This is a genomic window from Shimia sp. FJ5, assembly GCF_032918335.1.
GTDB lineage: Bacteria > Pseudomonadota > Alphaproteobacteria > Rhodobacterales > Rhodobacteraceae > Shimia > Shimia aestuarii_A.
Genome location: NZ_JAWJUV010000001.1, coordinates 13,598 through 28,375, shown reverse-complemented (window position 1 = coordinate 28,375; position 14,778 = coordinate 13,598). Strand labels below are relative to the sequence as shown.

Genomic DNA, 14,778 nt, shown 5'->3' with positions numbered 1-14,778 from the left:
TGATGGTCCGCCCCTACGGGCGTTTTGTCCGGCCATGCATGACCGAATGGGTTACTGGAAAGGGGCAATCCCCTCAGTAAGAGTCAGTTTGGGCGGATTCATCGGAAAACGTCAAGGGCAGTATCACAGGTTACAATCATTCCGATAATGCCTGCCCGAGAATTCAGAAAAACGACAAGTTACTATGCAGTTAGCGGGCCATCGCGAAGAATCGATCTGCATGCAAAAATGCTTCTTTCTTGATTGCGGCCTGCGCTTGCGCCTCTTCATCGACGCCCCACTGCTCTTCTTGCCAGGTTTCGTCGATACGCGAGACGTCCCAAAGCTCGTCAATCGGAGCCCAGCCATGTACCGCAGCGAAACCGATCACCAAAGAGCCCGACAAGCTCACGAGATCATGGAACGCCGCCAGCTCGAATTCGTTCAGCGCGTGAACGCGCTTGCGCAACTCGGCAAGGCTCCGTGCGTCTTGGTCGACATGCATGATCCCAGAGAGCGGCCGCAGTGACGCTGAAAGCTCTTTAGCCGCCCGCTCAAGCAACGGATCCCAAGCCTCTGCTTGTCGTGCGATCAACTCCTGCGGCTGTGCCGCTCGATAACAGAGAAGATCGCTATTGCCATACTCCGCAAGCATGTCCGCCACTTCGCCATGCTGAATCCGTACTTTGTCGATCGCCGCATTGGCACCACGTGTTGTCGGCATGGCGGTCGGATTGATCTCGGCTTCCTGCGCGTCCCACTCTGCCGCGATGGCCTCGGCCATTGCGCGGGTCGGTACGATGAGCGCCGCCTTTGCCGGTGTCTTTACCGCGCGTCCATCGAGGCGCACGCCAAATCCTTCGCCCTCGTCCTCGACCGTTGTCTCTTTCCAGAACCGTTTCTTTGCCCAACCACTCATGTGTCTCGTCTCCAGATATCATCCAAAGCTGCGGGCAGGTCGTCGAATCGCTCGATGATCCGGTCCGCTGCAGAAAGCCGTGCCGCGTCGTGGTAGCCCCAGCCGACGCCAATCCCCCGTATCCCCGCCGCGCGCGCCATGTCCATGTCAAAGCTCGTATCACCGATCATCACGGCTTCCTGTGCTTGAACACCTGTCTCTGCGAGGGCTGCTTCGAGCATTGCAGGATGAGGTTTGGACGGGTGGAAGTCCGCAACTTGCTCGGTCACGAAAACCCCTTCGAGACCATGCCCTGCGATCAGTTTGTCGAGACCACGCCGAGACTTTCCCGTCGCCACGCCAAGCAGAAGATCCTCCCGTGCGGCCAGCGACATGAGCGTGTCCCTCGCGCCGGGAAAGAAGGGGGAAGAGAGCTTTGTTCCCTCGCGCGCGCGTCGATCGACATAGGCGCTCTTATAAGCGTCTGCGAGCGCATGATGGGTCTCGCGCGGTGCATCGGGTGCAAGTTCAGCCATCGCTACATCTAGCGAGAGACCAACGATCCCAAGCACGTCCTCGCGCGTGGGCTGCGTAACTCCGACCGCCTCAAATGCACGCCGCATGGATTCGAGGATCGTGCGCTGACTATCCACCAACGTCCCGTCGACATCGAACACCACAAGGCGCAATGCGCTCATTGCAGCGCCTCGAAGGGATCGTCCGCGGCAAGGTCTGGCGTCCAGCCGAACGTTTCCCAAGTTGCGGCCATATGATCCGGCAGGTCCGCCGTGATCGTCATCGCCTCAAACGTCGCGGGATGCTCGAATGTAAAGCTGCGTGCATGAAGGTGGAGCTTGTTGCTGATGACGCCGCCCATATGTGCGCCCCATCCGTCGCCAAGGTTCTCCTGCCCCGATCCGCCGTATTTGCCATCGCCTATGATCGGATGCCCGATCTCGGCCATGTGCGCCCGAAGCTGGTGCGTGCGCCCGGTGATCGGCTCGAGCGCGACCCAGGCCGCACGGCTCGCCACACGGTAGAGCGTCGCATACTGGGTAATCGCACGCTTGGCGCCCTCTGTCTGAGCCACGTCACGAGGATGGACGCAGAGCATCTTTTCGCCTTCGCCACGCTTGCCATGCCCCGGTGCTTTGACGAGGCCGTATTTGATCTCTCCAAGATAAGGCGTCGGCACACCGGCCACCACGGCCCAATAAATCTTGCGTGTGGCATGGTGTCGGAATGCCGTGGTCAGCGCACTCGCCATCTTGCGCGTTCGCGCTAGGATCAGGACACCGGACGTATCCTTGTCGAGCCGGTGCACGAGGCGCGGCTTTTCGTCGAGATCGAACTTCAACGCCTCGGCCAGCCCATCCACGTGCTTGGTCTGTTTGCTACCGCCTTGCGTTGGAAGGCCCGGCGGCTTGTTCAGCGCGATGATGTGATCGTCCTTGTAGATCACGCAATCGCGGATCATCCGTGCATCCGCATCCGAGACGCGTGTCGGGGCCGACTTGCGCGCAGCGGCAACTTCGCCCGCATCTGGCAGAGGCGGAATCCGAACCTGCTGTCCTGCCTGCAATCGCGTCGCCGGTTTGACCCGCCCGCCATCGACCCGAATTTCGCCCTTGCGGCACATCTTCTCGATGCGGATCTGATTGATGTGCGGGAAAATGCGACGCAGCCAACGGTCGAGCCGCTGATCGGAATCGTCTTCGCCAACCTCGATGACCTGAACCTTGCTCATGCGAACATCCCCCGCGCCATCCAAAGCCCTGCAAAAAGAGCGGCTACCGAGCCTACAACCGATATCATCACATAGAGCGCGGCCGCCCCGGTCTGCCCACGTTCAAATAGTGTCACCGCCTCAAGCGAGAAGGCCGAGAATGTCGTGAACCCGCCAAGGAACCCCGTCATGACGAGAGGCGACAAATGGGTCAGGCTGCGCTGCGCTGCGAGGACCACGAAAGCCCCCATTAGGAATGAGCCGAGAATATTCACCACGATCACGCCAAGCGGGAAGCCATGCCCAAACAGGCGGGTGATCCCGATCCCGGAGGCATAGCGCAAGGACGCCCCGGCCGCGCCGCCGATCGCCACATATATAAGATTTGCAAACATGTCGCGTCTCTCACCTGCCCTTGCTCATTTGTCAAGCAATGCAGGCAAACCCATCAGCTGTTGCGCTTGATCCTGAGCTTGGAGAAATAGTCGAGCCGCTTCTTCAGCTCCCGTTCAAACCCTCGTTCAACCGGCGAGTAGAGGACAGGGCGTTTCATTGTCTCGGGGAAGTAGTCCTGCCCAGAAAACCCGTCTTCCGCGTCATGATCGTACTGGTAGCCCGAGCCATAGCCCTGCTCTTCCATGAGCCGTGTTGGCGCATTGAGGATATGCTTTGGCGGCGGCTCGGAGCCTGTCTTGCGGGCGGCGGCACGAGCTTGTTTGTAGGCAGCGTAGGTTGCGTTCGATTTCGGCGCGAGCGCGAGGTAGACCAGTGCCTGCGCCAATGCCAATTCGCCTTCGGGGCTTCCAAGCCGCTCATAGGTTTGCCAGCTCTGAAGACAGACGTCCTGCGCCTGTGGATCCGCTAGCCCAATATCTTCGACCGCCATCCGGGTGATCCGGCGCGCAAGGAATCGAGGATCTTCCCCCCCTTCGAGCATCCGAGCGAACCAATAGAGCGCGGCATCCGGGTCCGATCCACGCACGGACTTGTGCAGGGCAGAGATCAGATTGTAATGCTCTTCCCCACCCTTGTCGTATTTTGCAGCGCGTTTCATGAGACGCGTTGCAAGCGCCTGAGAGTCGAGCTTGCCCTCTACGGTCCATGCCGCAACTTGTTCGATCAAGTTGAGCAAAGCACGCCCATCGCCATCCGCCATCTCCAGAAGCGCCTCGCGCGCCGGACCGTCGAGAGGGAGAGCGCGACCGAGCTCCTGTTCAGCGCGCTGCGCGAGCCGCTCAAGATCGGCCAAGGAAAGCCGTTCGAGAACAAGGACTTGCGATCGACTCAGCACAGCAGCGTTCAACTCGAAAGAAGGGTTTTCCGTCGTCGCTCCCACGAGGAGGATCGTGCCATCCTCCATATGCGGCAGGAACCCGTCTTGCTGGGCTTTGTTGAAACGGTGAATTTCGTCCACGAACAATAGCGTGCCCTGCCCGTTCTGACGCCTGATCTTGGCGGCTTCAAAGACCTTGCGAAGCTCAGGCACCCCAGTGAAGATCGCACTTATCTGGACAAAATGAAGATTGGTCTCATCCGCGAGGAGCCGCGCGATGGTCGTCTTGCCGACACCCGGCGGCCCCCAGAAGATCAAAGACGACAAAGATCCCGAGGCCAGCATGACACCAAGCGGCGCGTCAGGACCAAGCACCTGTTCTTGACCGATCACCTCACTAAGGGATTTCGGGCGTAGGCGATCCGCAAGGGGACGCGGCGCGTTGCCATCCTTGGGCGAGTCGCCGGGGGATTGATCGAACAGGTCAGCCATCGTTTAGAGACGAAAGCGAGAGACAATGCGTTGGGTTCCGCGCTGAATCTCGAGGGTGATGTTCCGCGATGCTTTGCGCAGGGCGGTTTCCGCGTCTTCGGTGGTCTCAATCTCAACGCCGTCGATGACCCGTAGGATGTCGCCGGGACGCAATCCGATCCGTGCTCCGACCGGGCCGGGGTTCTCGACAGCCACACCGGTCACGTTGAGCGGCAGATTGAACTCGGAAATGACCGCCGGGTTGATGTTCGAGAACGTAAGTTCAGGGACCGCAGAGTCGCTATCGGTCAGGCGTGTCTCCCGATCTGGGCTCTCCGGCGCGACGATCATTGGCACGTCTACCACCGTCTCCTCTCCTGCCATGAGCGCAAGGATCTTCGTCTCATGTCCTATACCTGCCACCGACATGCGAAAGACCATTTCCGCAGGCGTGTTGACCGGTTGACCATCCACCTCAAGGATCACGTCGCCAGGCGCGAACCCTTTGGCCGCAAACGGACTTTCCGGATGAAGGTCGGAAACAAGCACCCCTTCGGGTCGCCCGAGGCCAAGCCCGTCTGCAAGGTCGGAATCGACAGGTTGCCCACCCATACCAGCCCAAGGCCTTGCAAAACTCGCACGGCCCGCGCGGGCCTGTTCAACGAACTCGCGCACAAGCGCCGAGGGGATCGCGAACCCGATCCCGTTCGATCCGCCCGAGCGGGTCAGGATCGAGGTATTCACCCCGACAAGATCGCCATTCACGTCAATGAGCGCGCCGCCGGAATTGCCCGGATTGATCGGCGCGTCGGTTTGCAGGAAATACCCGCGGGCGTTGCCGGTGGCGGTGCCGGAGCGGGCGAGGCCGGAGATGATACCGGAGGTGACGGTCTGGCCGACGCCGAACGGGTTGCCGATCGCGAGGACCAATTCGCCAACTTCGACCGTGTCGCTATCGCGCAGATAGAGGTAGGGCATGGCGTCCGCATCCTCGATCTGAAGGATGGCGAGATCGCTTTCCTGATCGGCGAGAAGCACCTTGGCGGAATACTCACGACGGTCCTTCAACTGCACCCGAATGTCGGTGGCGTGGCCCACAACATGAAAGTTGGACACGACGATACCATCCTCCGACAGGATCACCCCCGAGCCCAAGGAATTCTGCACGCGAGGACGCTGACGCCCTTGATTTCTAAAGAGATTTCCAAAGAATGGATCGCCAGAAAACGGGCTTTCGCGCACGGCGACGACGCGTTTGGCGTATATGTTGACGACCGCCGGGGCAGCCTCTTTCACAAGTGGCGCAAAGCCGAGGGAAATCTCGGCCTGGCTCTGAGGAATGCGGGTTTCGGCGTGGGCCGGAACCACGAGGATTACAAGGGCAATCAACAGTCGAAACATGGGGCCTCCGGAAATACCTGACCATGATATGCGGAGACGCGGCACAGATTGCAAGCGCCACGGCCGAATCGGGAGAAAGGCGCAAAAACGCGGGTCTGTATCGCGTCGGTATCACGTCGGTATTGCGTCGGTGCCGGACTGCGAATTCCACCCGTTTCGCACGTTTAATGCAGCGCACGCAGTTACCAAAAGGCAAAGAAAAACCCCCGCCTGAAACCTCAGGCGGGGGCCATCCAGCGGGCGATGACCGGCGGAACTTATGCTTCGTCGGCGTCGATCTCTTCGGCGGCAACGCGTGCCTTATCGGCGGCGCCTTTGGCATCGACGTCACGGTCAACGAATTCGATGATCGCCATCGGTGCCATGTCGCCATAGCGGAAGCCGGCTTTCAGAATGCGGACATAGCCACCCTGACGGTCGGCAAAGCGCGGGCCGAGCACGTCAAACAGTTTGGTGACATACTGGTCTTCCTTGAGACGGGCACGGGCCTGACGGCGGGCGTGCACGTCGCCGCGCTTGGCGAGGGTGATGAGTTTTTCCACGACCGGGCGCAGTTCTTTCGCCTTGGGCAGGGTGGTCTTGATCTGTTCGTGTTCGATCAGCGAGCCAGCCATGTTGGCGAAGAGCGCCTTGCGGTGCTCGTGGGTACGGTTCAGGCGACGGTAGCCTTTTGCGTGACGCATTGTTCAAATCCTTATCTTGCGTTTTGCTTTGTCTGGCGGCCGATGCGTGTCAGCCGCTCTCCTTGGGGCATGTGCCCAGTTTGTCCCCGGCGGTCCGGGCATTTATGCGGGTGGACCAGAGGCCCACCCGAATTCACTTAGAAGCTGTCTTCGAACTTCTTGGCCAGCTCTTCGATGTTGTCCGGCGGCCAGTCCTCGACGTCCATGCCGAGGTGCAGCCCCATGCCCGAGAGCACTTCCTTGATCTCGTTGAGCGACTTGCGGCCGAAGTTCGGGGTGCGGAGCATCTCGGCTTCGGTCTTCTGGATGAGATCGCCGATATAGACGATGTTGTCGTTCTTGAGGCAGTTTGCCGAACGGACCGACAGTTCCAGCTCGTCGACCTTCTTGAGGAGCAGCGGGTTGAATTCGAGACCGTCGTCTTCTTCCTGACGGCCCGCGGATTCGGGCTCTTCGAAGTTGACGAAGATGGTCAGCTGGTCCTGAAGGATGCGCGCGGCGAAGGCCACGGCGTCTTCGGGGGTCAGCGACCCGTCGGTTTCGATCTTCATGGTCAGTTTGTCATAGTCGAGCACCTGGCCCTCGCGGGTTGGCTGCACGTCATAGGAAACTTTCTTGACCGGCGAATAGATGGCGTCGATCGGGATCAGGCCGATGGGCGCGTCTTCGGGCTTGTTCTTGTCAGCCGAGACATAGCCTTTGCCGGTGTTGACCGTCAGTTCAACGTAGAGGTTTGCACCTTCGTCGAGGTGGCAGATCACGTGATCCTTGTTCAGGATCTCGATGCCCGCGCTGTCGGAGATGTCACCAGCGGTCACGGCGCCCGGACCCTTGGCATTAATCGAGAGGCGCTTGGGGCCTTCGACTTCCATGCGGAGGGAAACGCCCTTGAGGTTCAGGATGACGTCGGTCACGTCTTCGCGCACACCGGCGACGGACGAGAACTCGTGCAGCACGTTGTCGATCTGCACCGAGGTGATGGCCGCGCCCTGAAGCGACGACATCAGCACGCGACGCAGCGCGTTGCCGAGCGTCAGGCCAAAGCCACGCTCAAGCGGTTCTGCCACGATGGTGGCCTGACGTGCGGGGTCATTGCCCGGCTTCACGTCAAGTTGGGTCGGCTTGATAAGTTCAGCCCAGTTCTTGTGGATCATGCGTCCCTCCATTCCTGTCTGCCCTCCATGTCCAAAAAAGGTCAGACGCCCGAGGTTTAAAACGGCGAACTGGGGCCGTGAAAATCACGCGGCCCCAGCAGTAAAGTCATGTGTTTAGACGCGGCGGCGTTTCGGCGGGCGGCAGCCGTTGTGCGCGATCGGGGTCACATCACGGATCGAGGTGATGTTGAAACCGATTGCGGCCAGCGCGCGCAGTGCCGATTCACGGCCCGAACCGGGGCCCTGAACCTCGACCTCGAGGGTCTTGACGCCGTGTTCCTGAGCCTTGCGGCCAGCATCTTCTGCAGCCATCTGGGCGGCATAAGGTGTCGACTTACGCGACCCTTTGAAGCCCATGGTGCCGGCGGAGGACCACGAAATCGCGTTGCCCTGCACGTCCGAGATCAGGATCTTGGTGTTGTTGAACGAAGAGTTCACATGTGCAACGCCGGTGGCGATGTTCTTGCGCTCTTTACGCTTGGTACGAGTCTTATCGCGTGCCATTGATCGAACCCTCCCTTATTTCTTCTTACCGGCAATGGCCTTTGCGGGGCCTTTGCGGGTGCGAGCGTTGGTGTGGGTGCGCTGACCGCGAACCGGCAGGTTGCGGCGGTGACGCAGGCCGCGGTAGCAGCCGAGGTCCATGAGACGCTTGATGTTCATCTGAACTTCGCGGCGCAGGTCACCTTCGACGGTGAAGTTGGCGTCGATGTGCTCGCGGATGGCGAGGACTTCTGCGTCGGAGAGTTCGTTCACACGACGGGTGACGTCGATGCCGACCGCGTCGCAGATAGCTTTGGCGGAAGTGTTGCCAATGCCGGTGATATAGGTGAGGGCGATGGGGACCCGCTTTGCAGTCGGGATGTTAACGCCGGCGATACGTGCCACGTGACATTTCCTTTTCGTTGCGGTTCCGTAGTTCCGGAACCTTTTTTCACAACGTAAGCCCGACGATTTTGCGCCGGGCCTCAGCTGATTCAGGTGATCTTGCGATGCGGGTGCGACCCGCAGCAAAAGATTGATTCTCTCTAAAGAGATGGTGCGGTTTATGGGGATTTGTCCCAAGGGTCAAGCCCCTGATTGGCATGGATTTCCCTTCGCGACAGTCATGGAAAGATACGTCCCTCCCCGGCGAGTCAAGATAAAAGATGCGGCTCTTCGTGTCGTTTTTCTTGTCTGATGGGGCGGGCATGCCTGTTTTTATGGCGATTTCGCCTGTAGGCTGTATCGGAACAGCCAATGTTACGGCTGTTTCAGGAAGGAAACGCGCGAGGCCCGGACAACCGGCCAAAGAGCTGGACCAACATCTCCCGGGCTCGTGCCAGTAACGAAAAGGGAGCAAGACGTGTTCAAACACATCATGGTGCCTGTGGACCTTGCCCATGCCGGGCAGCTCGACAAGGCACTGACCTGTGCATCCGACCTCGCAAAGCTTTACGGCGCGAAGGTGACCTATGTCGCCGTCACCGCCGGAACGCCCGGGTCTGTCGCACATAACCCGAAGGAATTCGCGGAAAAGCTCGACGCCTTTGCCGCGGATCAGGCCAAGGCGCACGGCATCGACGCGAGCGCCCATGCCGTAACCAGCCACGACCCGACGGTGGATCTCGATCCCACCTTGCTCAAGGCCGTGACGGAAACCGGAGCCGATCTTGTCGTGATGGGAAGCCATGTGCCCAACATCACCGACTACATCTGGCCATCGAACGGGGGCACGATCGCGGGGCACGCGAAAGTGACCGTCATGGTGGTGCGCTGATCCTTGCAGGATCGGAGCATCTCAACTGAAACGCGCAAGATGAGGAGGCCACCATGGCCGAAACAAACAACGATCAGGGCATTCCGGAACCGGAAGGTGTCTCTGAAGTGATCGATACCGAATACGAGATCGGTCAAGACAATATCGAAACCCAGATTGGCCCGTTCGGGCTTGATATCCACAACCCGGTGTTCCTTGTATCCGGGCTTAGCATCATGCTGTTCGTGTTCTACGCGCTCGCCCTGCCCGAGCAGGCCGCGTCGATCTTCGGATGGCTGCGTCCCTACCTGACCAGCACCTTCGACTTCTTCTTCCTCGGAGCAGCGAACGTCTTTGTGATCTTCTGCCTCCTGCTGATTGTCTTGCCGCTTGGCAAGGTGCGGCTTGGTGGCGACGACGCGACACCGGACTATAGCTATATTGGCTGGTTCGCGATGCTGTTCGCCGCCGGTATGGGCATCGGCCTGATGTTCTACGGCGTGTCGGAGCCGATGAGCCATTTCTCGACCTCGCTTGGCGGGATCGCGGTTGGCGAAGATGGGGCACGCACGGACTGGGCGCCGCTCGGGGCCGCAGCGGGCAACGAGGCCGAGTCGATCCGCCTTGGCATGGCAGCGACGATCTTCCACTGGGGTCTTCACCCCTGGGCGATCTATGCGGTCGTGGCTCTGGCGCTGGCCTTGTTCTCTTATAACAAGGGTCTGCCGCTCACCATCCGCTCGGCGTTCTACCCAATCCTCGGCGAACGTGTCTGGGGCTGGTGGGGCCATATCATCGACATCATGGCGGTGTTCGCGACGCTCTTCGGCCTTGCCACATCACTTGGCTTTGGCGCGACGCAGGCAAACGCGGGCCTGAACGAGCTGTTTGGCGTTCCGGTTGGCTCTGGCACCGAGGTCATCCTCATCAGTGCCATTACGGCAGTGGCGCTTGTCTCGGTCGTGCGCGGCCTTGATGGTGGTGTGAAGGTGCTCTCCGAGATCAACATGGGGCTGGCGTTTATTCTGCTCGCCTTTGTGCTCATCGTAGGGCCGACCATCGCGATCCTGACCGGCTTCTTTGACAGCCTTGGGGCCTATATCGCCTACCTGCCCGCTCTATCGAACCCGATTGGGCGTGAAGACGCCAACTTCAGCCAGGGCTGGACGGCGTTCTACTGGGCCTGGTGGATCAGCTGGTCCCCGTTCGTCGGCATGTTCATCGCGCGCGTCTCGCGTGGTCGCACCGTGCGGGAATTCGTGATCTGCGTTCTGTTGATCCCGAGCCTCGTCTGCGTCCTGTGGATGAGCGTCTTTGGCGGCACCGCGATCCAGCAATACGTTCAGGACGGTGTCACCACCGTGCAGGATGCCTCGCTCGAGCTGAAGCTGTTCAAGATGCTTGCGGAGCTTCCGCTGGCCAGCATCACCAGCTTTGTCGGCATCATCCTTGTCGTGGTCTTCTTCGTGACCTCCTCGGACTCGGGCTCGCTGGTGATCGACACCATCACCGCAGGCGGTAAGGTCGACGCACCGGTTCCGCAGCGTGTGTTCTGGTGCGTGTTCGAAGGCGCGGTGGCGATTGCGCTGTTGCTTGGGGGTGGCCTCGCGTCGCTTCAGGCGATGGTGATCTCGACCGGCCTGCCCTTCACGGTGGTCCTGCTCTTGATGTGCTACGCCATTTGGCGCGGCCTCGTCGCAGAGCGCAAACAGGTCTGAGCACCGCTCACCCAAGAAGTAAGAGAAGGCCCCGGTTTGCGCCGGGGCCTTTTTTCATGTCTTCGCCTCTGGGCGGCAAGGACTTGCCACCCTCGCTGTTTGGTATAAATAAACCAAATCTTTTAGATCTGCGTCTGTCGCGTTAAGGTGACCGCGACGCGCGCTGATAAACTGACCAAGGCCAACTTATGCCTCATCAATTGCTCTACGGTAGCGTCGCGGTGCACACCTTCCCGCATCCGTCCGATTTCGAGATCCTGCGCAAATCGCATGCCAATAATGCGGCCGCCGGAATGACCGGCTTCCTGATCCGGACTCCGGTGCATTTCCTGCAACTCCTCGAAGGCAAGAAAGAAGACATCGACGCGGCCATGGCCCGCATTCAAAGCGACGACCGGCATTTGTCGCTCCGCGTCTTCTATCGCGGCGACGCGGAAGAGCGCGCTTTCAGAAATTGGGAAATGGGGTTTGCCGGGCTGGACGATGACCGGCTTGACGAGGCAATGCGCACCGCGCCAGAAAACGACGCCGAAAGCGCCTTTGCACTGATCGCACTCATGAAGGAGCTCTCAAAGGAGCGCCACCAGAGCCATGCGCGGTGGCAGAAGGCGAGCTAAACGGCGCCGCTCTGTTGAGGAAAACAAAAACCCCCGGTCAGCGCCGGGGGTTTTGTTTTGTCTTTTCGAGATGCGCGAGGCGTCTTAACTGTCGAGCGCGGCGGCAATCTCTGCCTTCACGGCGTCGATCTCACCCAAACCATCGACCGACTTCAGATCACCCTTGGCATGGTAGTAGCCAATCAGCGGCGAGGTTTTCTTGTAGTATTCCATCAAGCGGATCTTGAGGCTTTCCTCGTTGTCATCCGCGCGTGCGGCCTGCCCTGCGGCAGCGGCTTCTTTGGCGCGGTTGAGGATACGGTCGACAAGCACATCGTCGTTGACCTGAAGCTCGATCACCGCGTCGAGGGTTTCGCCCTTTTCGGCCAGAAGCTCGCCAAGCGCGTCGGCCTGAGCCAGCGTGCGGGGGAAGCCATCAAAGATGAAACCGCCCTTCTTGTCGCCTTCGAGCTTTTCGCGGATCAGACCGATCACGATCTCGTCGGTGACAAGGTCGCCACGTGCCATGACATCGGCAACGATCTTGCCCATCTCCGAACCGCTTTCCTTTGCGGCGCGCAGCATGTCGCCGGTCGAAAGCTGGATCATGTCACGCTCTTCTACGAGCATGGCTGCTTGGGTGCCTTTGCCTGCGCCCGGGGGGCCGAGAAGAATAAGGTTCATCGACGTGCCGCTCCCTTGCGCTTGCGCTTGTTGCGACCTTTGCCGCTCAGCTGCGATTTTTCGATCAGGCCTTCATACTGGTGCGCCAGAAGATGGCTTTGGACCTGCTGAATGGTGTCCATGGTCACGGAGACCACGATGAGCACCGAGGTGCCGCCGAAATAGAACGGGATCGCCAACTGGCCGCGCAGAACTTCGGGCAGAAGGCAGACAGCCGCGAGATAGGCCGCGCCAAGCACAAGGATACGGTTGGTGACGTATTCGAGGTATTCAGCGGTCTTTTTGCCCGGACGGATACCGGGGACAAAGCCGTTCTGGTTCTTCAGGTTGTCTGCAACCTCGTCCGGTTTGAACGAGACGTTGAACGTGTAGAAGTAGGCGAAGAACACGATCATCGACACGAAGAACAAAAGGTAGAGTGGCTGGCCGGGGCCAAAATAGGCGAGGATCGTCGACATGATCGGGCCGGTCTGGCTCCCCGAGAAGGTCGAGATCGTGGTCGGCAGCAGCAGGAGCGAGGAGGCAAAGATCGCCGGGATGACGCCCGCGGGGTTGACCTTGATCGGCAGGTGCGAGGAGCCGCCGTCATAGACCTTCATGCCCACCTGGCGTCGGGGGTATTGGATATGGACCTTGCGCAGGGCGCGTTCCATGAACACCACGAAGGCAATCACCGCAATGACCATGACGATCACGCCAATGATCACAGCGGGCGAGATCGCGCCGGAGCGACCTTGCGACAGGAACTGCGCGAGGGCGGCGGGAACCTCGGCGATGATGCCGACGAAGATGATGAGCGAGATGCCGTTGCCGATGCCGCGCTGGGTGATCTGTTCCCCAAGCCACATCAGGAACATGGTGCCGCCGACGAGGGTAATCATACAGGCGATGCGGAAGAACATGCCCGGATCATGGGCCAGATCGCCCGCCTCAAGCGAGACGGCGAGGCCGTAGGATTGCAGCGTTGCAAGGGCCACCGTGCCGTAACGGGTATACTGGTTGATCTTCTTGCGGCCCTGTTCGCCCTCTTTCTTGAGCTGTTCCAGCGCCGGGACCATCGAGGTCAGGAGCTGAATGATAATCGAGGCCGAAATGTAGGGCATGATGCCGAGGGCAAAGATGCCCATCCGCCCGAGAGCGCCGCCGGTAAACATCGACAGGATGCCGCCGATGCCCTGTGCCGCGCCTTCCATGAATTCACGCAGCGCCACACCGTCAATGCCGGGCACGGGAATGAACGTGCCGAGGCGGTAAACGATCAGGAGGCCGAGCGTGAACAGGATGCGGTTGCGAAGATCGGTGGCTTTACCAAGCGCGGCCCAGCTTGTGTTGGCCGCCATTTGTTCTGCTGCAGATACCATGCGGATCTCTCTTCGAATGAAAACGCCGCCAAAACCGTTTTCCGGTCAGGCGGCGCTTTGGAAAACTATAGGCTATGTAAGCGGCGAGGCCGCCGCTCACAACCAGTTAATGCCGCCTCAGGCCGATTTGACCTTGAGCGAGCCGCCGGCTTTCTCGACAGCTTCGACAGCCGCCTTGGAAGCGCCGGTCACGTCGAGGTCGAGCTTGGCGGTCACGTCGCCCTTGGCGAGAACGCGGATGCCGTCGAGCTTGCGGCGCACGAGGCCGGACTCAACGAGAACGTCTTCGGTGATCGGGGCTTTGGCGTCGAGTTTCTTGGCGTCGACGAATTTCTGGATCAGGCCGAGGTTGATCACAGCGTATTTCTTGGCGTTGGGCTTGTTGAAGCCACGCTTGGGAAGACGCTGGTAGAGGGGCATCTGGCCACCTTCGTAGCCGTTGATCGCCACACCCGAACGCGACTTCTGACCTTTGATACCACGGCCACCGGTCTTACCTTTGCCGGAACCCGGGCCACGGCCCACACGCATGCGTTTCTTGGTTGCGCCCGCGTTGTCGCGGAGTTCATGAAGTTTCATATCGCTTCTCCTTTGCCGGATGTGACCCCCGAAGCGTTAACGGGCCAACCACGGCGTTTCTTGATTTTGATTCTGTGGCGCTTGACCACCGGGCGCGTATAGACGAGGGGCGGTGGTGATGCAAGTCTCATCAATGGGCGGCCCGACCTTGCGGAAACGCGAAACGCCCCAACCATGGGCGGGGCGTTTGGTGTCTTCGCGGGCAAGGCGTTTCGAAACGCCTTGGCAGTTTCGCTTAGCTCTTGGCGCGGCCGCTGAGGTACTCGGTCCAGTGGGGAACCGGCTCGGTGGTGATGAAGGTTTTGAGGTCGCGCAGGAGGGCTGCGAAGGGTTTGAAAACTGCGGTCATGGGAAAGGGTCCGTCGCGTGAGTGATGTGTTGGCCGCTCTCTACGCCGCAGCGCAGAATAAGACCAACGCCAATCCCACAGACCCGGGTTGCGGAAAACGCATGGCTACCCGCATGTTTCCATGCACCGCATGCAAAACGAGAAAAGCCGCCCCCAAAGGGACGGCTT

At 60.0% G+C, this 14,778-nt stretch carries 16 protein-coding genes; 3 read left to right on the top strand and 13 right to left on the bottom strand.

Going from position 1 to position 14,778, the window contains the following annotated elements; genetic code table 11:
- Window positions 1-190: 190 nt before the first annotated feature.
- From R1W01_RS00210 to rpsM, 10 genes are all read right to left on the bottom strand, one after another.
- Window positions 191-898, bottom strand: coding sequence for an ATP12 family chaperone protein (locus tag R1W01_RS00210; protein WP_243611518.1), 708 nt, complete (start codon window positions 896-898; stop codon window positions 191-193).
- The gene (locus tag R1W01_RS00205) at window positions 895-1,575 is read right to left on the bottom strand and encodes an HAD-IA family hydrolase (RefSeq protein ID WP_297756567.1); all 681 of its coding nucleotides are present in this window, start codon (window positions 1,573-1,575) and stop codon (window positions 895-897) included. Before R1W01_RS00205 ends, R1W01_RS00210 begins: the two co-directional genes overlap by 4 nt.
- Window positions 1,572-2,624 carry an RluA family pseudouridine synthase gene (locus R1W01_RS00200; RefSeq protein WP_243611520.1) on the bottom strand — a complete coding sequence of 351 codons (1,053 nt, stop codon included), beginning with the start codon at window positions 2,622-2,624 and terminating at the stop codon, window positions 1,572-1,574. Before R1W01_RS00200 ends, R1W01_RS00205 begins: the two co-directional genes overlap by 4 nt.
- A complete protein-coding gene (gene crcB / locus R1W01_RS00195; protein ID WP_243611521.1) occupies window positions 2,621-2,998 on the bottom strand; it encodes a fluoride efflux transporter CrcB in 378 nt (125 codons plus the stop codon). The genes R1W01_RS00200 and crcB overlap by 4 nt, the downstream gene beginning before the upstream one ends.
- Window positions 2,999-3,051: 53 nt before the next feature.
- Window positions 3,052-4,368: a replication-associated recombination protein A gene (locus tag R1W01_RS00190; protein ID WP_297756568.1), complete on the bottom strand. Its 1,317-nt coding sequence runs from the start codon at window positions 4,366-4,368 to the stop codon at window positions 3,052-3,054.
- A gap of 3 nt (window positions 4,369-4,371) precedes the next feature.
- Window positions 4,372-5,748, bottom strand: coding sequence for a trypsin-like peptidase domain-containing protein (locus R1W01_RS00185; RefSeq protein ID WP_297756569.1), 1,377 nt, complete (start codon window positions 5,746-5,748; stop codon window positions 4,372-4,374).
- Window positions 5,749-6,005: 257 nt separating this feature from the next.
- Complete coding sequence (rplQ, locus tag R1W01_RS00180) at window positions 6,006-6,431, bottom strand: 50S ribosomal protein L17 (protein ID WP_243611524.1); 426 nt, start codon at window positions 6,429-6,431, stop codon at window positions 6,006-6,008.
- Between the two features lie 137 nt (window positions 6,432-6,568).
- Window positions 6,569-7,585, bottom strand: a complete 1,017-nt coding sequence (locus R1W01_RS00175) for a DNA-directed RNA polymerase subunit alpha (RefSeq protein ID WP_243611525.1) — start codon at window positions 7,583-7,585, stop codon at window positions 6,569-6,571.
- A gap of 114 nt (window positions 7,586-7,699) precedes the next feature.
- Complete coding sequence (gene rpsK / locus R1W01_RS00170) at window positions 7,700-8,089, bottom strand: 30S ribosomal protein S11 (RefSeq protein WP_243611526.1); 390 nt, start codon at window positions 8,087-8,089, stop codon at window positions 7,700-7,702.
- Window positions 8,090-8,104: 15 nt separating this feature from the next.
- The gene (rpsM, locus tag R1W01_RS00165) at window positions 8,105-8,473 is read right to left on the bottom strand and encodes a 30S ribosomal protein S13 (protein ID WP_243611527.1); all 369 of its coding nucleotides are present in this window, start codon (window positions 8,471-8,473) and stop codon (window positions 8,105-8,107) included.
- 457 nt (window positions 8,474-8,930) lie between these two features.
- Between rpsM and R1W01_RS00160 the strand changes: the two genes are divergently transcribed.
- The 3 genes from R1W01_RS00160 to R1W01_RS00150 all read left to right on the top strand — a co-directional run bounded on the left by R1W01_RS00160 (window position 8,931) and on the right by R1W01_RS00150 (window position 11,658).
- Window positions 8,931-9,344 (top strand): universal stress protein, encoded by a 414-nt coding sequence (locus R1W01_RS00160; protein ID WP_297756570.1) that lies wholly within the window; start codon window positions 8,931-8,933, stop codon window positions 9,342-9,344.
- A 53-nt stretch (window positions 9,345-9,397) separates the two neighbouring features.
- Window positions 9,398-11,041, top strand: coding sequence for a BCCT family transporter (locus R1W01_RS00155; RefSeq protein WP_297756571.1), 1,644 nt, complete (start codon window positions 9,398-9,400; stop codon window positions 11,039-11,041).
- Window positions 11,042-11,229: 188 nt separating this feature from the next.
- Window positions 11,230-11,658, top strand: a complete 429-nt coding sequence (locus tag R1W01_RS00150) for a BLUF domain-containing protein (RefSeq protein WP_243611530.1) — start codon at window positions 11,230-11,232, stop codon at window positions 11,656-11,658.
- Window positions 11,659-11,742: 84 nt separating this feature from the next.
- On the opposite strand, the gene R1W01_RS00145 is transcribed toward R1W01_RS00150, so the two are convergent.
- From R1W01_RS00145 to rplO, 3 genes are all read right to left on the bottom strand, one after another.
- On the bottom strand, window positions 11,743-12,321 hold the full coding sequence (locus R1W01_RS00145; RefSeq protein WP_243611531.1) for an adenylate kinase: 579 nt from the start codon (window positions 12,319-12,321) through the stop codon (window positions 11,743-11,745).
- The gene (secY, locus tag R1W01_RS00140) at window positions 12,318-13,682 is read right to left on the bottom strand and encodes a preprotein translocase subunit SecY (protein ID WP_243611532.1); all 1,365 of its coding nucleotides are present in this window, start codon (window positions 13,680-13,682) and stop codon (window positions 12,318-12,320) included. The genes R1W01_RS00145 and secY overlap by 4 nt, the downstream gene beginning before the upstream one ends.
- A 117-nt stretch (window positions 13,683-13,799) precedes the next feature.
- Complete coding sequence (rplO, locus tag R1W01_RS00135; protein WP_243611533.1) at window positions 13,800-14,261, bottom strand: 50S ribosomal protein L15; 462 nt, start codon at window positions 14,259-14,261, stop codon at window positions 13,800-13,802.
- Window positions 14,262-14,778 lie beyond the last annotated feature (517 nt).